Raw genomic sequence first — 24,631 nt, forward strand, 5'->3', positions numbered from 1 at the left:
TCACTCCCCTAACCGGCGATGCGCCTCCGCCACGACGTCTGTCGGCCGCACGTCTGTCGGCTCGCCGTCCGCGGCCGCCCACACCCAGAATTCTACGTTACCTTCGGGCCCTTTGAGCGGCGAGAAGGTCACGCCGCGCACGACCCACCCCGTTTCTGTGACAGCGGCCACGACGCGTTCGAGCACCTCCCGGTGCAGATCGGGGTCCCGCACAACGCCCTTCTTACCGAGCCGGCCTTTCCCGACCTCGAACTGCGGCTTAACGAGCGCGAGGACCTGCCCGTTCGCTCCCGCAAGCTCGATGAGGCGAGGGAGCACGGTCGTGAGCGAGATGAACGAAACGTCGCACACCACGAGATCGAACGGCGCGCCGAGCCGGAGCGGATCGGCGGTCCGCACGTTCGTGCGCTCGATGACCGTCACGCGCTCGTCGGTCCTCAGGCTCCACGCGAGCTGCCCGTACCCGACGTCGAGCGCCACCACCGAAGCGGCCCCGTGCTTGAGGAGGCAGTCCGTGAAGCCGCCCGTTGATGCGCCGACGTCGATGGCCCGAAGCCCGCGCACGTCGATCCCGAACGCCTCGAGCGCCCCTTCGAGCTTGCGACCTCCCCGCGACACGTAGCGTTCGCGAGGCGCCGCCTGAAGCGTCGCAGCCGGCGACACCGGCTGCCCGGGCTTCAGCGCGACGACGCCGTCTACCCGTACCTCGCCAGCGAGGATCGCAGCGCGCGCTTGTTCCCGCGTCGGGAACAGCCCTCGCTCAACGAGCGCGACGTCGAGCCGGGTTCCCCGCACTGGAGCGCCTCTCGTTCGCCCGGCCCGGGAGGTCCATGAGCCGCCCGAGCACCGCCCCTCTGACACCTTCGGCATCGAGACCGATCTCGTGCAGCAGCAGCTCCGTGGCGCCGTGCGTGACGAAACAGTCCGGAGCAGCAAGACGGAGCACCGGCACGTCGATCGCAAGATCGGAAAGCGCCTCGAGCACCGCAGCGCCGAAACCGCCGCACCCCGTGTTCTCCTCGACGGTCACGACCAGACGATGCCCGCGGGCCACCTCGGAGATCATCTCGAGGTCGAGGGGCTTCACCCAGCGAGCGTTGACGACCGTCGCGTCCACGCCCTCTGCGGCGAGCAGATCGGCGGCCTGCTCCGCGACGGAAACCATGCGTCCGATGGCGATGAGCGCCACGTCCGAGCCCGTCCGCCGCACCTCCGAGCGCCCGGCCTCGAAGACCACCGGCGTCTTGGGCAGCTCGACGCCTGCGCCTGCGCCTCGCGGATACCGGATCGCGACCGGCCCGCCCGCCACGAGCGCGGTGTGCAGCATGTGCACCAGCTCGGCCTCGTCGGCCGGCGCCATGATGCTCATGCCAGGGATCGAGCGCAGGTACGTCAGGTCGAACACGCCATGGTGCGTCGGCCCGTCTTCGCCGACCAGGCCCGCTCGGTCGAGCGCGAACACCACGTGAAGCCCCTGCAGCGCGACGTCCATGATGAGCTGGTCGTACGCGCGCTGGAGGAACGTCGAGTAGATCGCTACCACCGGTAGCAGCCCACCGGACGCGAGGCCCGATGCGAGGCCCACGGCGTGCTCTTCGGCGATACCCACGTCGAAGAACCGCTCAGGGAACCGCTCAGCGAAGTACGACAGACCGGTGCCCGACGGCATCGCCGCCGTGATGGCCACGATGCGCTCGTCGCGCTCGGCCTCCGACACGAGCGCTCGGCCGAAGACCTCGGTGTACGAGCGCGAACCGCCGCTTCCATCGACCTTGCCGCTCTCCACCGAGAACGGGCTGATGCCGTGGAACGCGTCGGGACGGTCCTCCGCGTGCACGTAGCCCTTGCCCTTGCGCGTCACCGCGTGGATGAGCACCGGGCCGTCGACGTCTCGTGCCGCGGCCACCGCGCTCTCGACCTGTCCGATGTCGTGGCCGTCGATGGGACCGACGTACTTGATGCCGAGCTCCTCGAAGAGCATGCCCGGCACCAACAGCTGCTTGAACGACTCCTTCGCCGCCTCGCCCGCGGCCACCATCGCCGCTCCGATCTTGCTGCGTGCGAGCGCAGACTCCACGTCATCGCGCAGACGGCGGTACCGGCGGTCGAGCCGCACCCGGCCCAGGTAGCTCGCCAAGGCTCCCACGTTGCGAGAGATCGACATCTCGTTGTCGTTCAACACGACGATCATCCGCGTCTGCAGGTGGCCGAGGTGGTTGAGCGCCTCGAACGCCATACCGCCCGTGAGCGAGCCGTCGCCGATCACCGCGACGATCGTCTCGTCGGTGCCCGCGCGGTCCCTCGCGCACGCGAGTCCGAGCGCGACCGACACCGAGGTGGACGCGTGTCCGGTGTCGTGGACGTCGTACGGGCTCTCGGAGCGCTTCGGGAAGCCGCAGACGCCTCCGTAGGTGCGCAGCGTGTCGAATCGCTCCCGCCGGCCCGTCAGCAGTTTGTGGACGTACGCTTGATGGCCGACGTCCCAGACGATCTTGTCCTTCGGGCAGTGGAGGGCCCGATGGAGCCCGAGCGTGAGCTCCACCACGCCCAGGTTCGGAGCGAGGTGCCCCCCGGTCTTGGAGACGGTGTGGATGAGCGTCTCCCGGATCTCGGCCGCGAGCGCCTCGAGCTGCTCGCGCGAAAGCCCCTTGAGATCGGCTGGCGAATCTATCGTATCGAGGATGCGCTCAGCGCACACGGACTGTCATCTCCCAAGAACGGCGGGTCCGCCCGATGGACGTCTGGATGGTAGCACTCGCGCTGCCGTCCTCGCCCGCCCGGTCACCGTCCCGTCACGCGCCGCCCTCCTCGGCGGCCGCCGGTTCGCCCTCGCCGTGCTCCGGCCCGCCTTCTGACTCGTCTGGCGGAGCAGCCGCCGTCGCACCCACGTCCGTGCGGTCGACGAGCTCGGTGCAGACGTTCGCGAGCCGTACGCTTTCTTCCAGCAGCTCGAGGCTCCGCTCGAGTGAGGTGTCCTTCTTGCGCACGAGCGATGCGATCTCTTCGAGCCTCGCCCTGGCCTGCTCGAACGTGTACCGCTCGTCACTCACCTGCGTCCTCCGTCGCCTTGGTCTCGACCGCTTCGTGCTTCTCTGCTATCCGTCCAAGCACACCGTTGATGAACTTCGAGGAGTCCTCGCCGCCGAAGACCTTGCCGAGCTCCACCGCCTCGTTGATCGCCACGGAGTTGGGCACGTCGTCCTCGAAGATGATCTCGTAGACGGCAATCCGCAAGATGTTGCGGTCCACGAGCGGCATCCGTGAGAGCGTCCAGTGCTCGGAGGTCTTCTCGATCTCCGCGTCGATCATCTCCTGGTTGGCTTCGACGCCTTGCACGATCTGCTGGCAGTACTCGGTCGGCTCTCCGTCCTCGAGCGCGTAGCTGCGCTCAGCGAGGATGCGCGCGATCGGATCGCCCGTGATCTCCCGCTGGTAGAGCATCTGCAACGCTTGCCGCCTCGCGCGGGTCCGCTCGAGCATCACCATCACCGCAGGGCCAGCTTCACTGCTCTGGGAACACGATGCTGTCGATGAACACGTCGACCGAGCCGACCTCCTGCCCGGTCTGCGCACGCATCGCATCAGCGATGGAGAACTTCACGTCTTCGGCGACCTGCCGAAGCGGCTTGCCGTACCGCACGACGACGTGCACGTCCACCGCAAGTGTCCCGTCGGCGTCCGTCTCGACCGTCACGCCACGAGACGACGGCTTCCCCACCAGCCCGGCAACCGGCCGCGCCGAGACGGCCTCGACGCCCTCGACGCTTTCCGCCGCCAGCGTCGCGATGGTTTCGAGCACGGAGGGGGCGACGCCGAGCCCCTCGAGCAGGATCTCCTCACCCATCGCTTGCCTCCCTGTCATGGCCCCGCACGAACGCCTCCAGCGCTCCGTGCGGCACGTGCTTCTCGACGTAGTCAGTATAGACCTCGCCGCGCACGAAGTGCGGTTCCTCGACCACGAACTGGTGGAAGGGGATCGTCGTCGGGATGCCCACGATGATGAACTCGTCCAGCGCGCGCCGTGCTCGCGCGATGGCCTCTTCGCGCGTCTCGCCCCACACCACGAGCTTGGCGAGCAGCGAATCGTAGTGCGGCGGCACGTGGTAGCCGGAGTACACGTGCGAGTCGAACCGCACCCCGAACCCGCCTGGCGGTCCGAAGACGTCGATGCGGCCAGGGTGCGGCCGGAAGGCGTGCAGCGGATCCTCGGCGTTGATGCGGAACTCGATGGCGTGCCCGGTCAGGCGCACGTCGCTCTGGGCGCGATGCTTCATCGGCTCGCCCGCGGCGATGCGGATCTGCTCCTTGATGATGTCGACGCCGGTGACCTGCTCGGTCACGGGGTGCTCGACTTGCACCCTCGTGTTCATCTCCATGAAGTAGAACCGCCCGTCGGCATCCAGCAGGAACTCGACCGTGCCCGCGTTCACGTAGCCGACGGCCCTGACGGCCTTGATAGCCGCCTCGCCCATCGCGGCGCGAATCTCGGGAGTGAGCGCCGGGCTCGGCGCCTCCTCGATCAACTTCTGGTGACGCCGTTGCACCGAGCAGTCGCGCTCGAACAGATGCACCGCGTTGCCGTGCGTGTCGGCGAGGACTTGGATCTCCACGTGGCGCGGGCGCGTGAGGTACTTCTCCAGGTACACGGAATCGTCGCCGAACGCCGCTGCGGCCTCGGTCCTCGCAGCGGTGAAGTTGCGCTCCAGCTCGCCAGGATCGTTGGCGACGCGCATGCCCTTGCCGCCTCCGCCGGCAGCGGCCTTGACGAGCACGGGGTAGCCGACCTCCGATGCGAACGTCAGCGCCTCGTTCACGTCCTCGACGACGCCATCGCTGCCGGGCACGACCGGGACGCCTGCGGCTATCATGGTGGCGCGCGCCACGGCCTTGTCGCCCATCTTCTCGATGGCCTCAGGCGATGGGCCGATGAAGGTCAGCCCCGAGTCTTGGACCGCCCGGGCGAACGCGGCCTTCTCGGCAAGGAAGCCGTACCCGGGGTGCACGGCCTCGGCACCCGTGATGAGCGCCGCTGAGACGATCGATGGCATCGAAAGATAGCTCTGTGACGACGGGGCCGGGCCGATGCAGACCGCCTCGTCGGCCATCTTTGTGTGCAGGCACTCGCGGTCGGCCTCCGAGTACACGGCGACGGTGGCGATGCCCATCTCGCGGCAGGCGCGGATGATGCGCAGCGCGACTTCGCCTCGGTTCGCGATGAGGACCTTCTTGAACATGCTCACGCCAGTGGCTCGTAGTAGAACAGCACCGTGCCGTACTCGACCGGCTGCCCATTGGTGACGCACACCTGTCGGATGATGCCCGGCTCCTCGGCCGCGATCTCGTTCATGAGCTTCATCGCCTCGAGTATGCAGAGGGTCTGGCCTTCCTCGACGCGGTCTCCGACCTTCACGAACGGATCAGCCCCCGGCGACGGCGCCTCATAGAAGGTGCCGACCATCGGGGCGGTCACGGCCTTCCAGGTCGCTGGCGCCTCGCTCGGCTGGTCTGCCACATCGAGCACCTGCGAGGACTCGGGTGAGGCTGGCGTCCCCTGCTCGACGGCGGCCGCCGTCCGGCCGTGCGGCGCTGCCGGCTCGCTCGCAACGCCGCCCTTCCGCACGACGATGCGGGTGTCGCCTTCCTCGACCACGATCTCCGTGACGCCCGACTCCTCGACCATCTTCACGAGCTCACGGATCTGGTTCACGTCCACGGCGTCGTCCTCCTTGACAGTCCGGATCTCCTCACCTGTGAGGAACACCGCACGCTCAACGCCCTCGCGGTGCTTCTGCAGATACGTCCGCGCCTCGTTCGGGAAGAGCGCGTACATGAGCACGTCCTCTTCGCTGCGGGCAAGGTCGCCGATCTCCTCGGCCACCTCATCGTAGGTGGTGGTGACGAGGCTTCCTGGCCGCACGTCCGGCGGCAGCGGCTTCTCGTTGCCGAGCACCCGCTTGACGACGTCCTCGTCCATCGGCCCTGGGGCCTTGCCGTACAGGCCGCGGATGTAGTCCTTCATCTCCTGCGGAACCACGGACCAACGGCGTCCCGTGAGCACGTTGATGACCGCTTGCGTGCCCACGATCTGCGACATCGGCGTCACGAGCGGTGGATAGCCGACTTCAGCGCGAACCCGCGGTATCTCCCGGAGCACGTCGGGCAGACGGTCGCCAGCCTTCTGGAGCTCGAGTTGGCTCACGAGGTTCGAGAGCATGCCGCCGGGGACCTGATGGCTGAAGACCTCCATGTGCATGAGCGAGGTGACGCCGCGCTTGAGCTTCTTCCCCTCGCGCACGTGCTCCCAGTACTCGGCGATCTCAAAGAGCAGATCGAGGTCGAGGCCGGTGTCGTATGGGGACTCCTTGAGGGCAGCCACGATCATCTCGACGGCCGGCTGGCTGTTGCCGAACGCGAGCGCGACCACCGCGGTATCGATGATCTCCGCGCCCGCTTCTGCGGCCTTGAGGTAGTTCATGGGCGCCATGCCGCCGATGTAGTGGCAGTGCACGTGGACCGGCAGCCCGACCTCTTGCTTGAGCACCCGCACCATCCGCTCGGTGCGGAACGGCGTGAGCATGCCCGCCATGTCCTTGATGCAGATCGTGTCGGCACCGAGCTCCTTGAGCTTGTGCGCGTACTCCACGTACGCGTCGAGGGTGTGCACTGGCGAGACCGTGTAGCTGATGGCGCCCTCGAAGTGGCCGCCGCACTCCTTGACGGCCTCCGCGGTCACCTGGACGTTGCGGATATCGTTGAGCGCGTCGAAGATGCGGAAGACGTCGATGCCGTTGCGCTTGGCAGCGAACACGAACCGGCGGCAGATCTCGTCGGAGTAGTGCCGATAGCCGACGAGGTTCTGGCCCCGGAGCAGCATCTGGAGCGGCGTCTTGGGCGCGTGCTGGCGGATGATGCGCAGCCGCTCCCAGGGGTTCTCGTCCAAGAACCTGAGCGCGGCATCGAAGGTGGCGCCGCCCCAGACCTCCAAGGACCAGTACCCCACCGCGTCCATCTTCGGAAGGATCGGGAGCATGTCGGCGAGCGCCATCCTCGTCGCCCACAGCGACTGGTGCGCGTCGCGCAAGGTGGTGTCCGTGATGTGGATGTGGCTCATCCCACCGTCCCTTCCGCCGCGACCGGCGCCGAACGGTCGGCCGGCCATGGTCGCACTAGTATACAGGACGGGAAGCGGCATCTGCGCTTCCCGTCCTGCGTCCGCTTGAGCGCACGCACGCCGTCAGACGCGTGTCACGTACCGCCCGTCCCGCGTGTCGACCTTGATGACATCGCCGGTGTTGACGAACATCGGCACCTGGACGACCGCACCGGTCTCGAGCGTCGCAGGCTTGCTGCCGCCCTGCACCGTGTCTCCCTTGAAGCCGGGCTCGGTCTCGACGACTGCAAGCTCGACGAACATCGGCGGCTCCACGCCGATCATCTGGCCGTCAGCGATGAGCACCTCGGCCTCGTCGTTCTCCTTCAGCCACTTGGCGGCCTCTCCTACGAAGTCCGCCGCAAGCTCGAACTGCTCGTAGGTGTCGGTGTCCATGAAGTGGTACGCACTGCCGTCCGAGTAGAGGTACTGCAGCTTCCTCGTCTCGACGCGCACGTCGTCCACCTTCTCGCCTGCGCGGAACGTGACGTCCACCACGCGACCGGTCTTCAGCTCCTTGAGCTTCGTGCGCACGAACGCACCGCCCTTGCCCGGCTTGACGTGCTGGAACTCGACGATGATCCACATCTTGCCGTCGTACATGATGCACATGCCGTTCTTGAAGTTGTTGGTGCTGACAGCCATCGTGACCGCGCCCTTCCTCAGTCCAGCTGGATCAGTTCCTTCGGAGATCGCGTCAGGACGCGGCATCCCGCTTCCTCGACGACCACCAAGTCCTCGATTCTAACACCGAACGTCCCTTCCAGGTACACGCCGGGCTCGACGGTGACCACCGAACCGGTGCGCAGCACGTCGCGGCTCTGCGCATTCAACGTCGGGAGCTCGTGGATGTCGAGCCCCACACCGTGGCCGACGCCGTGCGTGAACGCATCGCCCAACCCGCGCGCCGCAAGGACGTTTCGCGCCGCGGCGTCCACGTCGCGCGCCGCCGCGCCGCCCCTGACCGCGGCAAGCCCCGCCTCGTTCGCTTCGAGCACGGCGGCGTAGACCTCTCGCTGGCGCTCGCTCGGCACACCGACGACGACCGTGCGCGTCATGTCCGCACGGTAGCCGCCCACGCACGCCCCGAAGTCCATCTTCACGAAGTCTCCGCGCTCGATGGTCCGACCGGTCACCGTCGCGTGAGGCCGCGACGAGTTCGGCCCGCTTGCGACGATCGGCGCGAACGCCACTCCTTCCGAGCCGTTCGCACGCATCCAGATCTCCAGCTCGAGAGCCACCTCCAGCTCGGTGAGCCCGGGCCGGATGAATCCGAGCACGTGCTCGAACGCTGCGTCGGTGAGCCGCGCCGCCTCCTGGATGCGTTCGATCTCGGCGGCCTCCTTGACCTGCCGGATCTTCTCGATGAGCCCGTCGGTGACCCTGACCGACCCGACGAACTGCTCGGAGATGAACTTGAAGCGCCCGTACGGGACCGAGCTTTCGATCGCGATCTCGGTCACGCCCTCTGCTTGCAGCTCCCGGCAGATGTCGATGTACATCGAGCCGGAGGTCTGCCGCACCGTCCACGGCGTGCCGCCCGCAGCCGCCTGCGCCGCCTCGGAGTAGCGCGCGTCGGTGTAGAAGCGGGCGTGCTCGCTCGTGACCAGGCACGCGGCATTGATCCCGTCGTCGAACACGCCGTCGAAGCCGGTGAGGTAGCGCATGTTCGACACGGCCGTGACGAGCATCGCCGGGACGCCTTCGTCTGCGAGGGCCCTCCTGATCGCGGCGAGCCGGTGCTCCGCCCTCACGATGCCGCCTCCTCCATCGCGTCCAGCACCGCACGAAGCCCGAGCGCGTACGACCGCGGACCGAAGCCCGCGATGACGCCCACGCAGGCAGGCGCCGTGACGCTCGTGGCCCGGAAGTCCTCGCGGGCGTGGATGTTGCTCAGATGCACCTCCACCGCGGGCACGTCGACCGCGAGCAGCGCGTCACGGATCGCGTACGAGTAGTGCGTGTACGCTCCTGGGTTGATGACGATGCCGTCCGCGTCGTCCGCAGCACGATGGATCGCGTCGACGAGCTCCCCTTCGTGGTTCGACTGCACGAACGACACCTGCACGCCGAGCTCCTCGCCCAGCCGCACGAGCTCTCCTTCGATCTCGGCGAGCGTCGTGCGCCCGTATACCTCCGGCTCGCGTGTGCCGAGCAGGTTGAGGTTCGGGCCGTTCAGCACCATGACGCGTCTCATGCCGGCGCACCTCCTTCGTCTAGCAGCTGACCGAGCGCTTCGGCGAGCGCCGCCTCAGGCACGGCCTCCGTCACCCACGCTCCAGGTGCCGTGAGCAGGACGAAGCGGATCGTCCCGCCGATGGCCTTCTTATCGGTTCGCATGGCCCGCATGAGCCCGTCGACCGTCATGCCCTCGCGCGGCGCTCGTGCCACGCCGAGCGCATCGAGGGTGGCGTCGATCCGGTCGGGCAGGTCTGCGCTCGCGCCGCACAGCGCGACGCTCAGCCTCGCAGCGAAGCGCAGCCCTTCCGCGACCGCCACGCCGTGCGGCACCACACCGTACCCCGCTTCGCGCTCGATGGCGTGCCCGAGCGTGTGCCCGAGGTTGAGACACTCCCGGATCCCCGCCGACTCCCGCGCGTCGCGCGACACCACATCGGCCTTGAACCGCACACAGGACTCGACGGCCCACGAGACGGCCGCATCGTCACGCGCCGCCAGGTGCGCCGCGTCGCGCTCGACCCTCTCCCAGAACGGACCGCCCGCGAGCAGCGCCGTCTTCACGGCTTCTGCCCAGCCGTTCTGCCACTCGGCGTCAGGAAGCGTGTGCAAGAAGTCCTGGTCGGTAAGCACCGAGAACGGCTGCCAGAAGGTGCCGGCGAGGTTCTTGCCGGTCGCGAGGTCGACGCCCGTCTTCCCGCCGATCGAGCTGTCGACCTGCGCGAGCAGCGTCGTCGGCACATGCACGACGGGAACCCCGCGCATGTACACCGAGGCCGCGAATCCCGCCAGGTCGCCGATCACGCCGCCTCCGAGCGCCACGACCGCGCTCTTCCTGTCCAGACCCAACGACGCCAGCCGCTCGAGGAGCGCTCCGGCGGTCTCCCACGACTTCGAGCGCTCCTTAGGAGGAACGGCAAGCACCGCCACCGAAAGCCCGGCGCTCTCGAGCGCGCTTCGAACCGCATCGCCGTGGAGCGAAACCACCGTCTCGTCGGTGACCAACGCGACCGTTCCGCTCGGCGCGGCCGCGGCAGCAATCTCTGGAAGCCGCTGGACGGCCCCATGGCCCACGACGACCTCGTATTGCGGCTCGGTGCGCACCTGCACCACGGCGAACGCTTGGCCCTGCAGCAGGCGCACCACCTCATCGGCCACCTCGCTCGGGGCACGCCCCGTGGTGTCCACTGTGAGGTCCGCAGTCGCGCGGTACAGCGACAGGCGGGCGTCGAGGATGCGCGGCGCGATCGCCCGCGCATCGCCTGCGAGGAGCGGCCGGTCCGACGCATCGCCGATGCGGGCGAGCGCCTCGTCGGCCGACACCGCCAGGTACACGACCGTGCCGTGCTCTTTGAGCAGGCGCCGGTTCTCGTTCCGAAGCACGACGCCACCGCCGCACGCGACCACTGAACCGAGTCCTCGCACGGCGTCCAGGAGCGCTGCGTGCTCGGCTTCGCGGAACGCCTCTTCCCCATCGCCACGGAAGATCTCGCTCACGCTCCGTCCAGCACGACGCTCGATCTCCTCGTCCAGATCCACGAACGGCAGCCCCAGCCGCTCGGCCACGATACGGCCGACCGTGGACTTGCCCGACCCCATGAATCCGGTGAGGAACACGTGGCTCATCGCACAAGCCTCGCTTTGTATCGCTCCAGCGCGTCCAACATGTCGGAGAGGCACCTGCCGCCGAAGGCCTCCTGGTACGCGGTTGCGAGCACCAGCGCGAGCTCCGCTTCGGCGACCACGGCTGCAGCAGGCACTGCGCAGACGTCCGAACGCTCTTTCGCGGCGTCGACGGGCTCGAGCGTCGCAAGGTCCACGCTCGGCAGCGGACGCATGAGCGTCGGGATGGGCTTCATCGCCGCTCGGACGACCACCGGCTCGCCGTTGGTCATGCCGCCCTCGATGCCGCCAGCGTGGTTGGTGGGCCGCACGATGCCTTCGCCTTTCCGGTACAGGATCGGGTCGTGCACCTGCGAGCCAGGCCGGGCCGCGGCCGCGAACCCGTCGCCGATCTCGACCCCTTTTATCGCCGGGATCGACAGCATCGCGGCACCGATCCGCGCATCGAGACGCTGGCCTGCCTCCGCGTAGCCGCCGAGCCCTGGCACGACGCCGAGCGCAGCGACCACGAACACGCCTCCGAGACTCTCGCCATCGGCTCTCGCGGCGTCGATCGCAGCGCGCATCGCTTGAGAGACGCGCTCGTCCGGGCAGCGGACGTCTGACGCGTCGATGGAATCTGAATCGATCGTGCGAGGATCCGGCTCGTTCGGCAGCGCGACCTCGCCGATCCGCGTCACGAACGAGAGCACCCGCACCCCGAGCTGCGACAGCAGCGCCTTCGCGACCGCCCCGGCCGCGACCCGCGCCGCAGTCTCCCGCGCGCTCGCGCGCTCGAGGATGTCGCGCACGTCGTGCGTAGCATTCCGCAACACCCCTGGCAGGTCCGCGTGACCCGGCCGTGGTGCAGTCACGCGAGCGCGATCGACGGGCTCGCCGGAGACCGCCATCACGTCCAGCCACTGGTCCCAGTCTCGGTTCGCGATGACGAGCGCCACGGGCGAGCCGATGGTCGCGCCGAACCGGACGCCGGAAAGGACTTGCACCTGGTCGCGCTCGATGGCCATGCGGCCGCCGCGCCCGTATCCACGCTGCCGCCGTGCCAGGTCCCGGTCGATGGCGGCCGCGTCGACTGGCACGCCGGCGGGAACGTCGCTCACGATCGCGACGAGCGCTCTGCCGTGCGACTCTCCTGCCGTTGTGTAGCGCATCACGCCCTCCTTGCCACGATTCTACCGGAAACGTGAAGCGCCGCAGGTGCGCGGCGCTCACGGGGTCCTGGTACCGGGCGGGGCACCCGGGACTGCTTCGTGCGTGTCGAGTGCGTGCGGCGCTACTTCTGGATGCCTTGCCCGACGCTCAAGACGACCTGCTGGTCGCCGTACAGCATGACGACCGAGGTCGTGCGGATGTCCAGCACCTGCCACGGTGAGTCCGGGATAGCGTCGCCCTCTTGAAGCGTGTACTGCTGGCGGTCCCACACCATGACAGCGCTCGGAGTGTCTCCCGTCGTGCTGATGCTGATGAGGTACAGGGTGTTCGCCGCGTACTCCGTCGCATCGCCGGTGTCGGTCGTCGTCTCGCTCGGCGCTGGCTCGGCAGAGGTCTCTTCCGCCGGCTTGATCAGCGGGTCGAAGATGTCCCGGAAGCGGAAGACCTCGTCGTACGAGACGGCAGGAGCAGGCCCGGACGGCTGTTCACCGGAGGCGGTCTGCGTGGCGGGCTTGCTCTGCTGCTGTTGCGGCACGCGGATCTCGTCCACCGGCTGCGGAAGCACGACTTTCAGCACCACCGCCGCAGCAACGCCCAGCACGATCGCCAGCAGCGCGAGTGCGCCGACGATCATCACGAGCCTCCCGTTGGGTGTCGAGAAGAAGCCTGTCTTGGCCTGCCCGGGCTGCTGCGGAGCCTGGATGTTCTCGTCAGCCACCGTTGGCCTCCTGCGTCATTGCCCTGACGGCGTCGCGCCCGCTGGGGGCGTCGACGGCGTCGACGGCTGCCCCGTCGTGCTCGGGGCAGCAGGCTGGATTATCGTCATGGTGTACACCTCGAGCTTGATGACTCCCTCGACATACGCAGGCTCCGTGTCCGACTCCGCAACGTAGCTGTACGTGGCGTCGGTCACCCGGACTCCGCGCTCGAGCTTCGCGAGCCGACGGAGATAGTCGATGTGGTCCGCCCACGCGCCGCGCACGGTCACGGTGATGGGGATCTTCGTGTAGCCGAGGTCCTTGTTCGATGCGTCCGTCGCTGGAGCGGGCTCCCCGGGCATGATCTGCGCGAACGTGAGGCCGGCAGCGTTCGCCGCGTCTTGCAGGTTCACGATGACAGACGGCAGCTCCGGCGATTCCGGAACCTCGTTGGCGATGCGCAGCATCTCGACCTGCGCCTCGGCTGCTTGCGCCTTCGCGCTCATGCGTCGTGCCACGAGCGCCTTCTGCGTCTGGATGTCGCTCTCGACCTTCGCGATCTCGCTGTCGATCTGCTTCGCGCGGTCGAACTGCGGAAGGATAGCGAGGAACACCGAGGCCACGGTGACCGCGACGATCACCACGGCGCCGATGATGAGCTGGTTCTGCGGAGACAGACGGTTCATCTCATCACCTGCCCCCGGTCCCAACGGTCGCCGTCGCGGTCGACGCCGGCTTCACGATCGACGCCGTGACGGTGAACTGCAACGCAGGCCGGTCTTCGACCGCCGTCTTCACCGAGTTCGTCAGCCACACGTCAGCGAGCTGCTCGAGCTCTGCGAGTCTCACGAGGAGCTTCGCCACGGTCTTGTGGCCGTAGTCGGGCGTGTCGGTCGCATCCACAGAAAAGCCGTCCAACTGCAGTTTGGACTCGCTGGCCGCCGCAAGAGCGTTCAGCCACATGTCGGACGGCAGCACGAGCGAGATCTCGTCGAACAGCTTGGCCCAGTCCTGCCGCGCGTCGAGGGCGAGCTGAGCGACCTGCTTGCGCCTCGCCAGCTCGGTCTGTTGCGCCTCGAAGATCTCGAGCGACGCGGCCTGCTGTGTGACTTGCTGCAGTTCCTGCTGCTTCGCTTCGAGCGTGCGCTGCTTCGAGTTCGCTCTGGTGAGCGCGAAGCCCCAGACGCCAGCAAGCACGAGCGACACGGCGATGAGCGCGGCCACCATGTACGCCAGACGCCGCTCCGCTCTTCGCTTCTCGAGTATCTCTGGTGGCAGCAGGTTGACGCGGATCATGCCTGCAGCCCCCCCATCGCAAGACCGACCGCCGTGACGCACCCCATACGGTCCTCAGTGAGCAGCGCCTGCAGGCTGCTCGGAATCTGCAGCCTGCTGAGAGGATCTCCTGGCACCACGCTCGCTTGGAGTCCCTTCTCCAGGTAGCCGACGAGGTTCTTGAGCTTCGCGCCGCTTCCGGTGACCACGATCTTCTGGATCGAGCGCACCTGCGATGTCTGGGTGAGGTAGTAATCCAAGGAGCGCCGCACTTCAGCGATGAACTTGTTGACCTCGCGCTCCAGAGCGTCTTGCACCGCTTGCGCGGTCTGCGGATCGACATCAGGCGGAACGTCGCTCGCGCCGGTCGTGATGTCCGGAAGCCCCACTTTGATCTTGAGCGCCTCGGCCTCGTCGAAGGTGAGCCCGAGCGCATTGGCGATCGCATTCGTGAACTGCTCGCCTGCAAGCGACGAGATGCGGTTGAAGCGCGGGATACCGCGCTCGACGACGGTGATGTTCGTGATGTCAGAGGCGATGTGCACCACGCCGGTGGCACCTGCCTCTTCGTCGAAGAAGCCGCCCTCTTGGCCGAGCAGCGCACGCACGATAGCGAAGGAGGTGACGTCGATCTGCGTGAGCTTCAGCCCTGCACCTTCGACGGCGGCCACGACGTTGCCGATCATGTCGCGCTGCGCGGCGACGAGCAGCACTTCCATCATGTGCTCGTCGGACGGGGTCATGTAGTCGCCGAGGATCTGGAAGTCGAGGATGCTTTCCTCGACCGCCATGGGGATGTAGTCCTGCGCTTGATACTGGATCGCACCTTCAAGCTCGGCGCGCTCCATGAACGGAAGGTCGATGAGGCGGACGACGACCTTCTGGTTCGCCACGCCGACGCACACGTCCTTGCCGCGTACGGCCGAACGGCGCCACAGCTCCTTGATGGCCGCGGACACGTTCTCCGGTGCCACGATCTCGCCGGCCACGACCGCCCCCATCGGCACGTCCACGAGACCGTACGCGGACACGGCGAAGCCCGCCCCCGCAGGGCGAAGCTGAGCGACCCTCACGTGATCGGTCCCGATGTCGAGACCTATGGCGGATGACCCGCCACCGAAGGAGACGGAAACCACGCGACCCTCCTTCAACAGTGCCACGACGAAGCTGCGATCGGTGCTGGCTGCGTGCTGCGTGTACCCCCTCGTGGTTCCATCAAGGCCTACGAGCGAGCGGCCATGTGATTCAACGCGAATACATCGAACCGCACTGTCGACACATTGTCAATACGCGAACCGCAGCGCCGCTCACCTGCGCGTCCACAGACCCGGCATCAGAAGCCCGGTATCGACGCCCGGCAGCGACTGCGGCAGGTAGGTCGGCAGCAGCGGGTTCGTGACCAGGCACATGTTCGGGTGCTGTGAGTCGATACGCCCGGCGATGACCGATCCGCGCATCAGGACGTTGTGCTGGAAGGTGACGACGCCTTGCGCGTAGAACGCGCCCGCCACCGTGGGCGACGCCTTGCGCGCCTGCTCAAGATCCGAGCCCCCGCTCAGCGGGTTGTTGTCCTGCGTCGCCACAGTGAGGTTGCCAGGCGTCGCGAGCCCGAGCGCCCATTTGTTCTGCTCGCCGATCCAGTTGTAGTTGCCGGAAGCGTCCGGGGTGTTGCTCCCGTACGGCCTCAGCATGCCGTTCACGGTGATGTCGCCGTTCGCCACGATGGTGCCGTTGCCGATGTAGTACATGTCCTCGTCGAAGTACACCGGTCCGTCCACGAACACCGTTCCTTCGACGTACAAGATGTTGCGCTCATCGTCGTACGCGAAGTCGTCGTGGCTGTTCGCAAGCGTGTAGTGGCCGTCGCCGGGAAGCGTCGTGCCGGTGGTCGTGAGCGACCCCCACGACCCAAAAGACCGTCCGCCGATGTGGAGCGCCGTCGTGCCCTGACCGGGTGCGGAGATCGTGCCGTCAGCGTTGCCGATGAACTTGTAGTTCGCGTTTCGCGTTCCAGCAGCACGGGTGTCCGCATACTGACGAGCCCACGTCGCAGAGTTCGGCGGTTCCATCGTCGTGTAGGTGTTGGGGTCGTTACCGACCGACTCGAGGTTCGTCACCTGCGACCGGTCCGGCGGCCCCATGATGTTGTCGATCGATTCGGCCTGCGCCTTGGTCGCCCATGCCTGGAGCTGCTCGTAGGAGATCTGTGGCAGCGTGATGTCAGGGACCGAGCGGGAGACCTGGCTCACGAACACACCGCCTGCTTCGCCTTTCGTGTCGTTCGGAGGCACTGTGCCGTCGCAGAAGACGCGGATGTAATATGTCGGCGCCCCCAGCTGCCCGCTCGACGCCACGCTGATGCTGCCGCCTTTCACGAAGAGAGGCCCTTCCAGCACCGACATGTTCGCGCCGATGGCGAGGTTGCCCTTCATGTAGAACGGCCCCACGATATTGCTCGTGCCTTTCAGGCCGCCCGAACCGCTGATGAGGGTCTGATCGCCGGTGCCTGCGAAGTTCATCTTCCATAGGTTCATGAAGTAGAACTGCTGGGACACCGTCTCGCGCGTACCGTCGACCCCGATGCCGACCGAAGTCAGCCGGTATTCGCCGTAGCCCGGATCGATGCTCTCGATCGTCACGGTGTACGAGCCATCAGGCGTCGTGCCGCTGAGGGGGAACGTGCCGTTCGTCACGCTTTCTTCGCTGAAGGACGACAGGACGCGTTCCAGGCCTGAGTTCGCCGCGCGGAACGCCTTCGACTCGCTCTCCACGCGCTTCGTCTCGTGGAGCGACTGGCTCGCGATGGCGTAGGAGCCGACGGCGAGCACGGTGATGATAGCGATGACGCCCATGACCGTGAGCATCGCGACGCCTGTATCATCTTGAAGCATTCGTGACATGCGCACCGACATCGCCACCACACCCCGTCAGTAGTTGCGGAACAAGACGGTCCTCGAGTCCGAGAACTGCTTGCCGTCGTAGATCGTCACGACGGTCACGACGACCTTGATCGCCTGCGACGGCACGTCGCCCATGTTCGTGATCTCGTTGCCCGCCTTGTCAAAGAAGCGGAAGAGCGGCGTGCCCGTCTCCACGTTGTAGTTGTGCGTGGACCACGCGTAGGTGGACGGAGCGCGCTCGTACGTCCCGTCCTGACGGACTTCCGAGTTCGAGATGACGAGCCGGTGGTCGGTCGTGGCCTGGATCTCCCACGCCTCGTAGTTGCCGTCGTTGTCGGCGTCCGTCTCACACTTGATGCGGTAGGGCGTGACGCCCGGATACGTCGAGTCGATGCGGTACTGCTGCTGCATCACGCGCTCGATCTGCAGCAACGGCGAGCTCACCTCGCGAGCGAACCAGCCCTGCCGGTCGGACAGCTTGCTGTAGTTGTGCGATGCCTGGAAGCCTGCCCAGGTAGCAGCGAGGATGACGCCGAGCAGCCCGAGCGCCGCTACCAGCTCGGAGAGCGTGAAGCCGTCGTCTTTGCGCAACGACATCATCGTCATCACCAGATCACCGGCATGGGCGAGGTGCTCGACGGTCCGACCACGTTCGAGCGGACCGTGACCGCTGTCGGAGCCGACAGCAAACCGCCCGCATTCCCCGTCGGCGTCACGGTCACCTCGAACTGGTAGTAGTAGCTGTCCGTCTTCTTGAACGAGTCAGCGTACGTGTTGCCTGTCGCGGTCGCCAGCAACGACAGGTTCGTCGAAGACGTGCCGCGGTACACCTTGTAAGTGATGGACGAGTAGGGGAACTGCGGCGTGGAGCACGTCAGGGTGACCGTCCGTGTCGAACCGCTCACCGTGCTCGTTGCTGTCAGCAACGGCCGGCTGATCCACGCCTCGGGATGGTAGTACCAGTCCGTCGGCCGCAGGTCGCGCGCGCTGTGCGCCTGCATGCGCATGTAGTAGCGCGAGAACGGCTGCGTCGCGAACGTGCCCGACGTCCCCTTGTAGACGTTCGTACCACCCACGTAGTCGGCGAAGGTCCACGTGTCGTCGGTGACAGACTGCTTGTAGCCCTCGACTTGGTAGTGGTCGGCAGGCGTGGTGCCGTCCATGACCTCGCCCCACGAGATCCTCGTCTCCGTCGCGGTCAAAGGCTCGATGGTGGAAGTGGTCGGAAGCGGCGGCACCTCGTTGTCGACGAGGAAGTGCCGCACGGTGTACTTGCTGATACCGCCGGAGTCGAGCACGTACGCGCTCACTGTCCGATAGCCATCGACGATGACCCTGTTCCCGAGATCGTCTGTCTGCAGGGTGTCCCACACGAACGATGGAGTGGTGAACGACTGCTGGTCGATGTTCGCCCAGGAGCCGAGGTTGCCCATCGTGTCTTTCAAGATGAACTGGTCATCGCACCACAAGACGACCGAACTCACCGTCCTGCCCTCCGCCGCTTCCGCATGAGCGCCCACCGTGAGCGCCCCGCCCGCGTGCTGGCTTCCCCACACCACAGTGCCTTCGGGCGGTGTCGTGTTGGTGAACGCGATGGTCGGATCGGTCTGCGGGCTGCTCACCGCCTGCGTCAAGAAGGTGTCGCGATCGCGGATGAGCACCTCTGTCGAATACGACATCGGGTTCGCGCCGCCCCGCGTGACCGTGACCTCCAAGCGCAGGCGCTTGAGGGTCGGATTGGTCGAGGAGGTCATCGTCGTCGGTATAGAGACCGTCGGACGGATGACGACCGTGAACTCCCCGACCGTCTGCGTCTCGACGTCAGACAACGCCCCGCCTTCGCTCACGAGCTTCACTTGCGCGAACGGCATGGCGCTCACACGCTCGACGTACGCGTTGATGGCGTTCGTCATCACCGCACGCTGCTTCGCAGCGATGCTCATCTGGGTCGTCGTGCCGAGCAGACCCAAGACGGCGGTCAGCACGAAGAAGAAGATGACGGCGGAGACCACGATCTCGAGCATGCCGAGACCGTCGTCTGCTGCCAGCCGTCTGAAGACCTTGGCCTGTGCCATCGCAATCGCCCCTGAATCTGGTCGCATCGCTGCAAAGTGTATCGGCGCGGCCCGCTTTCAGCTTGAGCGTTCCGTGACGCTCAACACATTCTACATACGTGATGATTCTACCCCGGTCGTCACGCGAGTCCGGCCAGGCGGAGATAGGCTGCCACCAGCCCATCGCCCCACAGCGCCGTGACGACCGCGCCCGCCGCTAGATACGGCCCGAACGGTATCGCCGCCTCTTTCGAGCGCGCGCGCGTCGCCAGTCCGACGACAGATCCCACGACGCTGCCGAGAAAGAGGGCGATGAGCACGTGCGGCCCGAGGAACAGCCCGAGCGCGCCGAGGAGCTTCACGTCCCCCATGCCGAGTCCCGTGCGGCCGCGGACGCGTTCGTACAGAAGCGCGGCGAGAAGCGGCACGCCCCCGCCGAGAAGGACGCCCACGGCAGCGTCGAGAAGAGCGGTAGCGCCTGTGGCCCCGCCGGTCAGCGGACAGGCAGAAAGCCCGGCTGCGCTCGCAGCCGCTCCCGCCACGCCGATGGTGAAAAGGAGCGCCACGAGCGGGTTCGGTAAGCGGCGATGGTCGAGGTCGATGGCCGAGAGAATCAGAAGAAGGTAGAAGAGCGCGATCGCGAAGGCCGTCTTGAGCGAGGCCCCCCACCGGAGCGCTGCGGCCGCCCACAGGACGCCGGACGCGATCTCGACGAGCGGATAGCGTGCGGAAATCGGCTCGCGGCAGGTCCTGCACCGCCCGCGCAGCACGAGCCACGAGAGCACGGGCACGTTGTCGTGCCACGCGATCGGCGTGCCGCACGTCGGGCAATGCGAGCCCGGAGCGACGAGCGACTCGCCGCGCGGCAGCCGCCAGATGACGACGTTCGCGAACGAGCCGAAGACGAGGCCGAAGACGGCCGAGAGCGCAAAAAGCGCACTTGGTTGCACTGACGCCAAGAATCCACCGTTCCCTCGCTGCGGACACCATCAGGAGGATACAGCAAGGGCAGGGGCCGCGCGATGCGCGACCCCTGCCGGCCATCGGTCCAACCGACGAGTATTAGAAGTGCGAATGCGTCAGGGTGCCGTCAGTCAACCAGCCACCGTCGCCGTTGTCGCCAGTGACTGTACCTGCAGCGTTGACGTAGTAATACTCAGCCCCGGTGCCTGCCGGGCAGTGCGGGACGTCCTTGATGTACGCGCCGCCCGCAGTCAGTTCGTCGGCGCCGTCGATTGCCTTCGCAGCCCACTGGTTGTTGGGGTCAGCCGCGAGCCACTGCTGAACCGCTCCTTCAATCGTGCGCTGGTTCGAGTGGCAGGTACGGAGCCGCGCGTTGCGAGACGCTGCGTTGAAGACCGGGATAGCGATGGCGACAAGGATACCGATAATAAGCACGACCACCATGAGCTCGACGAGAGTGAAGCCCTCGTCCCTTCTGAACATCCGCATGGATGCTCACCTCCTCTTCCTCGGGGCACTCGCCCCAGTTGCCTACGCTGGTTGTATCGGCATTCTCGCGCGCCACTTGAGGCGCAATCCTGAAGATTCCCGAAAAACGAGCACCACTGTCACTTCACGAGCGTGATGACCTGGAACATCGGCATGTAGAGCGCGATGACGATGCCGCCGACCACCACTGCCAGCGTCGCCATCATCAACGGTTCGATAACCGAGGTAAGACCGTCGACGGCGGCGCTCACCTCTTCGTCGTAGAAGTCGGCGATCTTGGTGAGCATCGCGTCCAGCGCGCCCGTCTCTTCGCCGACGGCGATCATCTGCACCAGCATCGACGGGAAGATCGGATTCTCGCCGAGCGGCTTGGCGATGGTCTCGCCTTCTTTGATCGCGGAGCGCACCTTCTTCACCGCCTGCGCGACGACCTCGTTGCCTGAGGTGTCGGCCACGATGTCCAGCGCAGACAGGATCGGGACGCCCGCTGCCACGAGCGTGCCGAACGTGCGCGTGAAGCGAGCGAGCGACATCTTGCGCACGAGCGGCCCCACGATCGGCATCCGGAGCTTGATGCCGTCCCAGATAAGCCGGCCAGAATCCGTCGACTTCCACGCCCGGAACGCGATGGTGCCCACGATGACGGCGACCAGCGTGATGAGCCCTGGCAGCCCGCGCGCGCCGGCCGAGATGTTCACGAGTATCTGCGTCGGGACGGGCAATTTCCCGCCCATGTCAGCGAACATCTTCTGGAACGTCGGAACGACGAAGATCATCATGGCGATCAAGACGAGCAGCACGAGGACCGCCATCGCGACCGGGTAGGTCATGGCGGACTTGATGCGGCCTTTGAGCTTGGCATCGTTCTCGAAGTGATCCGCCACGCGCAGCAGAACCTCGTCGAGCACACCGCCCGTCTCACCGGCGCGCACCATGTTGATGAAGATCGGCGGGAAGATCTTCGGGTGCTTCGCCATCGCCTCAGAGAGCGACTGACCGGCCTCCACATCGCGTCCGACCTGCGCGATGACCTCACGGAGCTCCTTGCTCTCCGACTGATCGGCCAAGATCGAGAGACACTTCGTGAGCGAGAGGCCCGCGTTGATCATCGTCGCGAACTGCCGCGCGAAGATGGTGATGTCCTTCGTCTTGACCGAGGTCCCGAACTGGATCTTGTTGAGAGCGGCGAGCCTGTCTTCGCTCAAGTCGAGGACGATGTAGCCCATCTGCCGCAGCTTCGCGGCGACCGCGTCCCGGCTCTCGCCCTCCAGCCTCCCGCTCGTGACCTTGCCGGTCTTGTCGCGGACCGTGTACTTGAAGGTGATCGTGGCCATCGTGCGCCCCTTCTTCTAGCTGCGACTGCCGCTGCGTTCTGTGCTTCTTATCGGCTCCGGGTGAGCAACTGCTTGAGCGTGTTCTGGTCGATCGCCCGTTGCAGGGCCATGTCCATCGAGATGAGCCCTCTGCGGCACAGCTCTGCGAGGCTTTGATCCATCGTGACCATACCATACTGCTGACCCGACTGCATGGCGGTGGTGAGCTGGTGGGTCTTGCCCTCGCGGATGAGGTTCCGGATGCCCGGCGTCGGCACGAGCACCTCGCACGCGAGCACCCGTCCGCGTCCGTCAGCGGTCGGAAGGAGCTGCTGGCTCACGATGCCTTGCAGCGTGCCTGAGAGCTGCACCCGGACCTGCGCCTGCTGGTGCGGCGGGAAGACGTCGACGATGCGGTCGACGGTCTGGACCGCGTCTTGGGTGTGCAGCGTCGCCAGCACGAGGTGGCCCGTCTCCGCGGCGGTGAGCGCCGCTGAGACCGTCTCCAAGTCACGCATCTCACCGATCAAGATGACGTCCGGATCTTGCCGAAGGACGTACTTCAAAGCCGTCGAGAAGCTCTTCGTGTCAGCGCCGACCTCCCGCTGGTTCACCATGGCCTTCTTGTGGTGGTGCAGGTACTCGATCGGGTCCTCGATCGTGATGATGTGCACCTCACGACGCTCGTTGATGTGGTCGACCATAGCCGCAAGCGTCGTCGACTTGCCTGAGCCGGTCGGGCCGGTGACGAGCACGAAGCCGCGCGGCTTATCGCACAGCTCCGCGACGACCGGCGGAAGCCCGAGCTCCTCGAAACCTCGGATCTCCGCCGGGATGTGCCGGAACGCCGCCCCGACGCTCGCGCGCTGGTAGTAGGCGTTCACGCGGAACCTGGACACGCCCGGCAGAGAATACGCGAAGTCGAACTCCCAATCGGTCTCGAGCCGCTCGCGCTGCTCTTGCGTGAGGATCGAGTACACGAGCTCTTTCGTGTCGCGCGCCGTCAGCCGTGGGCGATCGGTGACGGTGAGCCGTCCGTTGATGCGCAGGACCGGCGGCATTCCCGCCGTCAGGTGCAGGTCGGACGCCCCTCGCTCGACGAGCTCCATCAGCAGTTCGGCGATGTCCACGTGTCCCCCATCTCACACGACGACGCGGGCGATCTCCTCCAGCGACGTCAGTCCCATGCGGACTTTCTCGAGGCCGTCCTGCCTGAGCGTGAGCATGCCTTGTTCGATGGCGACCTGACGGATCTTCTCAGCGGTCGCTTCTTTGACGGTGAGGTCCGAGATCTCCTCGCTCACGAGCATGACCTCGTGGATGCCCATCCGGCCCCTGTACCCCGTGCCACCGCACTTCTTGCAGCCGACCGCGCGGTAAACGCGCTCGGGCAGGTCATCTTCCGGGAACCCGGCGTCGATGAGCGCCTGCTTCGGCGGCGCGTACTCCTCCTTGCAGTCCTTGCACAGCCGCCTCGCGAGGCGCTGCGCCAAGACGCAGTCGACAGCGGACGCCACGAGAAACGGCTCCACGCCCATCTCGATGAGACGGGTGATGGCGCCGGGCGCGTCGTTGGTGTGCAGCGTCGACAGCACGAGGTGACCGGTGAGCGCGGACTCGATGGCGATCTTCGCGGTCTCCTGGTCGCGGATCTCGCCGACCAAGATGATGTCGGGGGAGCAGCGCAAGAACGAGCGCAGCGCTCGGGCGAAGGTGAGACCGGCTTTCGGGTTGGTCTGGACCTGGTTCACGCCCGGCAGCCGATACTCGACCGGATCTTCGGCGGTGAGGATGTGGCGCGAGGGCTCGTTGAGCACGTTCACGGCCGCGTACAATGTCGTCGACTTGCCCGAGCCGGTCGGCCCGGTCACCAGGATGGCGCCGTACGGCTTGCGGAAGGACGATTCGAACCGCTTGAGCGACTGCGGCAAGAAGCCGAGGTCCTCCAGCCTGAGCATGATGTTGTCCTTGCGCAGGATACGAAGCACGACCCGCTCACCGTACACCGTCGGCAGGGTCGAGACGCGGAAGTCCATCTTGTGGCCGCCGATGGTGAGCGCAGTGTGGCCGTCCTGCGGCTTGCGCGACTCGGCGATGTCCATGTCGGACATGATCTTGAAACGGCTGATGATGGCCTGCTGCGTCGACTTGGGGCTGCGCATCATCTCGTGCAGCACGCCGTCGATGCGGTACCGGACCCGCAGGTCCTTCTCCTGCGGCTCGATGTGGATGTCCGAAGCGCGGTCGGCGACCGCCTTGTTGATGATGTAGTTGACGAGCTTGACGATCGGCGCCTCGTCGACGAGTTCGGTGAGCTGCGAGAGATCCAGCTCCTCCTCTTCGGCTGCCGTCGCGTCCACATCGATCTGCTCTGCGACGCGGTAGTACTCGTTGATAGCGGCGACTATGTCGTCTTTCGTCGAGATGCCCGGCTTGATCTCGTAGCCGGTGATGATGCGCAGGTCGTCCAGCGCGAGCACGTTGTGCGGGTCGGCCATGGCGACCACCAGCCGGCCTTCTTCGTCGAACTCGACCGGCATGAGCGTGTAGCGGTTGGCGAGGTCCTTCGGGACGACCGCGATCGCTGCGGGATCGGGCTTCTGCTGCGAGAAGTCGATGTACGGGACGCCGATCTGCCGCGCCATGACCGAGAGGATCGCGCCTTGCGACGCGTACCCCAAGTCCACGAGGACGCGCCCGAGCGGGCTTCCCGTGGCCTTGTGGACTTCCAGGGCGTCGTTGAGCTGGCGCTCGGTGATGATACCGGCGCGCACGAGCAGCAGACCTAGACGTTCGCCAGCCTCGGCCACCTCTGATGACCCCCGTCACGCACGGC

24 protein-coding genes are annotated in these 24,631 nt (G+C 66.5%); all 24 read right to left on the reverse strand.

Annotated features, from left to right (window positions below; all coding sequences use genetic code 11):
- Positions 1–795, reverse strand: coding sequence for a TlyA family RNA methyltransferase (locus MX659_RS06000; protein ID WP_267192577.1), 795 nt, complete (start codon positions 793–795; stop codon positions 1–3).
- The gene (dxs, locus tag MX659_RS06005) at positions 761–2,698 is read right to left on the reverse strand and encodes a 1-deoxy-D-xylulose-5-phosphate synthase (RefSeq protein ID WP_267192578.1); all 1,938 of its coding nucleotides are present in this window, start codon (positions 2,696–2,698) and stop codon (positions 761–763) included. Before dxs ends, MX659_RS06000 begins: the two co-directional genes overlap by 35 nt.
- A 94-nt stretch (positions 2,699–2,792) precedes the next feature.
- Positions 2,793–3,050 (reverse strand): exodeoxyribonuclease VII small subunit, encoded by a 258-nt coding sequence (gene xseB / locus MX659_RS06010; protein WP_267192579.1) that lies wholly within the window; start codon positions 3,048–3,050, stop codon positions 2,793–2,795.
- Entirely contained in the window at positions 3,043–3,480 is a 438-nt protein-coding gene (gene nusB / locus MX659_RS06015; protein ID WP_267192580.1) for a transcription antitermination factor NusB, read from the reverse strand. Before nusB ends, xseB begins: the two co-directional genes overlap by 8 nt.
- A 22-nt stretch (positions 3,481–3,502) precedes the next feature.
- On the reverse strand, positions 3,503–3,844 hold the full coding sequence (locus MX659_RS06020; protein ID WP_267192581.1) for an Asp23/Gls24 family envelope stress response protein: 342 nt from the start codon (positions 3,842–3,844) through the stop codon (positions 3,503–3,505).
- The gene (gene accC / locus MX659_RS06025) at positions 3,837–5,234 is read right to left on the reverse strand and encodes an acetyl-CoA carboxylase biotin carboxylase subunit (RefSeq protein ID WP_267192961.1); all 1,398 of its coding nucleotides are present in this window, start codon (positions 5,232–5,234) and stop codon (positions 3,837–3,839) included. The genes MX659_RS06020 and accC overlap by 8 nt, the downstream gene beginning before the upstream one ends.
- 2 nt (positions 5,235–5,236) lie before the next feature.
- Positions 5,237–7,111 carry an acetyl-CoA carboxylase biotin carboxyl carrier protein gene (gene accB, locus MX659_RS06030; protein WP_267192962.1) on the reverse strand — a complete coding sequence of 625 codons (1,875 nt, stop codon included), beginning with the start codon at positions 7,109–7,111 and terminating at the stop codon, positions 5,237–5,239.
- Between the two features lie 123 nt (positions 7,112–7,234).
- Entirely contained in the window at positions 7,235–7,795 is a 561-nt protein-coding gene (efp, locus tag MX659_RS06035; RefSeq protein WP_267192582.1) for an elongation factor P, read from the reverse strand.
- Positions 7,796–7,812: 17 nt separating this feature from the next.
- Positions 7,813–8,904, reverse strand: a complete 1,092-nt coding sequence (locus tag MX659_RS06040; protein ID WP_267192583.1) for a M24 family metallopeptidase — start codon at positions 8,902–8,904, stop codon at positions 7,813–7,815.
- Positions 8,901–9,347 (reverse strand): type II 3-dehydroquinate dehydratase, encoded by a 447-nt coding sequence (gene aroQ, locus MX659_RS06045; RefSeq protein WP_267192584.1) that lies wholly within the window; start codon positions 9,345–9,347, stop codon positions 8,901–8,903. Before aroQ ends, MX659_RS06040 begins: the two co-directional genes overlap by 4 nt.
- Complete coding sequence (aroB, locus tag MX659_RS06050; RefSeq protein WP_267192585.1) at positions 9,344–10,954, reverse strand: 3-dehydroquinate synthase; 1,611 nt, start codon at positions 10,952–10,954, stop codon at positions 9,344–9,346. Before aroB ends, aroQ begins: the two co-directional genes overlap by 4 nt.
- Positions 10,951–12,102, reverse strand: a complete 1,152-nt coding sequence (aroC, locus tag MX659_RS06055; protein ID WP_267192586.1) for a chorismate synthase — start codon at positions 12,100–12,102, stop codon at positions 10,951–10,953. Before aroC ends, aroB begins: the two co-directional genes overlap by 4 nt.
- 122 nt (positions 12,103–12,224) lie before the next feature.
- Positions 12,225–12,821, reverse strand: a complete 597-nt coding sequence (locus MX659_RS06060) for a hypothetical protein (protein WP_267192587.1) — start codon at positions 12,819–12,821, stop codon at positions 12,225–12,227.
- A 15-nt stretch (positions 12,822–12,836) separates the two neighbouring features.
- Positions 12,837–13,487: a type 4a pilus biogenesis protein PilO gene (gene pilO / locus MX659_RS06065; protein ID WP_267192588.1), complete on the reverse strand. Its 651-nt coding sequence runs from the start codon at positions 13,485–13,487 to the stop codon at positions 12,837–12,839.
- A 4-nt stretch (positions 13,488–13,491) separates the two neighbouring features.
- Entirely contained in the window at positions 13,492–14,097 is a 606-nt protein-coding gene (locus MX659_RS06070) for a PilN domain-containing protein (protein ID WP_267192589.1), read from the reverse strand.
- The gene (pilM, locus tag MX659_RS06075; RefSeq protein ID WP_267192590.1) at positions 14,094–15,212 is read right to left on the reverse strand and encodes a type IV pilus assembly protein PilM; all 1,119 of its coding nucleotides are present in this window, start codon (positions 15,210–15,212) and stop codon (positions 14,094–14,096) included. The genes MX659_RS06070 and pilM overlap by 4 nt, the downstream gene beginning before the upstream one ends.
- Positions 15,213–15,383: 171 nt before the next feature.
- Positions 15,384–16,940: a hypothetical protein gene (locus MX659_RS06080; RefSeq protein ID WP_267192591.1), complete on the reverse strand. Its 1,557-nt coding sequence runs from the start codon at positions 16,938–16,940 to the stop codon at positions 15,384–15,386.
- Between the two features lie 63 nt (positions 16,941–17,003).
- Positions 17,004–17,582, reverse strand: coding sequence for a prepilin-type N-terminal cleavage/methylation domain-containing protein (locus tag MX659_RS06085; protein WP_267192592.1), 579 nt, complete (start codon positions 17,580–17,582; stop codon positions 17,004–17,006).
- Positions 17,582–19,051 (reverse strand): type IV pilus modification PilV family protein, encoded by a 1,470-nt coding sequence (locus MX659_RS06090; RefSeq protein WP_267192593.1) that lies wholly within the window; start codon positions 19,049–19,051, stop codon positions 17,582–17,584. The genes MX659_RS06085 and MX659_RS06090 overlap by 1 nt, the downstream gene beginning before the upstream one ends.
- A gap of 119 nt (positions 19,052–19,170) precedes the next feature.
- The gene (locus MX659_RS06095; RefSeq protein ID WP_267192963.1) at positions 19,171–19,980 is read right to left on the reverse strand and encodes a prepilin peptidase; all 810 of its coding nucleotides are present in this window, start codon (positions 19,978–19,980) and stop codon (positions 19,171–19,173) included.
- Between the two features lie 112 nt (positions 19,981–20,092).
- Positions 20,093–20,482, reverse strand: coding sequence for a competence type IV pilus major pilin ComGC (locus MX659_RS06100; RefSeq protein ID WP_267192594.1), 390 nt, complete (start codon positions 20,480–20,482; stop codon positions 20,093–20,095).
- A 119-nt stretch (positions 20,483–20,601) separates the two neighbouring features.
- Positions 20,602–21,816, reverse strand: a complete 1,215-nt coding sequence (locus MX659_RS06105) for a type II secretion system F family protein (RefSeq protein ID WP_267192595.1) — start codon at positions 21,814–21,816, stop codon at positions 20,602–20,604.
- A gap of 47 nt (positions 21,817–21,863) precedes the next feature.
- The gene (locus tag MX659_RS06110; RefSeq protein WP_267192596.1) at positions 21,864–22,925 is read right to left on the reverse strand and encodes a type IV pilus twitching motility protein PilT; all 1,062 of its coding nucleotides are present in this window, start codon (positions 22,923–22,925) and stop codon (positions 21,864–21,866) included.
- 12 nt (positions 22,926–22,937) lie between these two features.
- Positions 22,938–24,605 carry a GspE/PulE family protein gene (locus MX659_RS06115; RefSeq protein ID WP_267192597.1) on the reverse strand — a complete coding sequence of 556 codons (1,668 nt, stop codon included), beginning with the start codon at positions 24,603–24,605 and terminating at the stop codon, positions 22,938–22,940.
- Positions 24,606–24,631 lie beyond the last annotated feature (26 nt).

This window comes from Parvivirga hydrogeniphila (assembly GCF_023371205.1).
GTDB classification, from domain to species: domain Bacteria; phylum Actinomycetota; class Coriobacteriia; order Anaerosomatales; family Anaerosomataceae; genus Parvivirga; species Parvivirga hydrogeniphila.

What these genes read in the sequence shown, in the direction of transcription:
- MX659_RS06020 (WP_267192581.1), bottom strand. Translation starts at nt 3,844, where the DNA reads ATGGGTGAGGAGATCCTGCTCGAGGGGCTCGGCGTCGCCCCCTCCGTG.
- MX659_RS06080 (WP_267192591.1), bottom strand. Translation starts at nt 16,940, where the DNA reads ATGCTCACGGTCATGGGCGTCATCGCTATCATCACCGTGCTCGCCGTC.
- MX659_RS06090 (WP_267192593.1), bottom strand. Translation starts at nt 19,051, where the DNA reads ATGGCACAGGCCAAGGTCTTCAGACGGCTGGCAGCAGACGACGGTCTC.
- nusB (WP_267192580.1), bottom strand. Translation starts at nt 3,480, where the DNA reads ATGCTCGAGCGGACCCGCGCGAGGCGGCAAGCGTTGCAGATGCTCTAC.
- MX659_RS06070 (WP_267192589.1), bottom strand. Translation starts at nt 14,097, where the DNA reads ATGATCCGCGTCAACCTGCTGCCACCAGAGATACTCGAGAAGCGAAGA.
- accB (WP_267192962.1), bottom strand. Translation starts at nt 7,111, where the DNA reads ATGAGCCACATCCACATCACGGACACCACCTTGCGCGACGCGCACCAG.
- aroQ (WP_267192584.1), bottom strand. Translation starts at nt 9,347, where the DNA reads ATGAGACGCGTCATGGTGCTGAACGGCCCGAACCTCAACCTGCTCGGC.
- MX659_RS06105 (WP_267192595.1), bottom strand. Translation starts at nt 21,816, where the DNA reads ATGGCCACGATCACCTTCAAGTACACGGTCCGCGACAAGACCGGCAAG.
- accC (WP_267192961.1), bottom strand. Translation starts at nt 5,234, where the DNA reads ATGTTCAAGAAGGTCCTCATCGCGAACCGAGGCGAAGTCGCGCTGCGC.
- aroB (WP_267192585.1), bottom strand. Translation starts at nt 10,954, where the DNA reads ATGAGCCACGTGTTCCTCACCGGATTCATGGGGTCGGGCAAGTCCACG.
- pilO (WP_267192588.1), bottom strand. Translation starts at nt 13,487, where the DNA reads ATGAACCGTCTGTCTCCGCAGAACCAGCTCATCATCGGCGCCGTGGTG.
- aroC (WP_267192586.1), bottom strand. Translation starts at nt 12,102, where the DNA reads ATGCGCTACACAACGGCAGGAGAGTCGCACGGCAGAGCGCTCGTCGCG.
- MX659_RS06100 (WP_267192594.1), bottom strand. Translation starts at nt 20,482, where the DNA reads ATGCGGATGTTCAGAAGGGACGAGGGCTTCACTCTCGTCGAGCTCATG.
- efp (WP_267192582.1), bottom strand. Translation starts at nt 7,795, where the DNA reads ATGGCTGTCAGCACCAACAACTTCAAGAACGGCATGTGCATCATGTAC.
- MX659_RS06085 (WP_267192592.1), bottom strand. Translation starts at nt 17,582, where the DNA reads ATGACGATGATGTCGTTGCGCAAAGACGACGGCTTCACGCTCTCCGAG.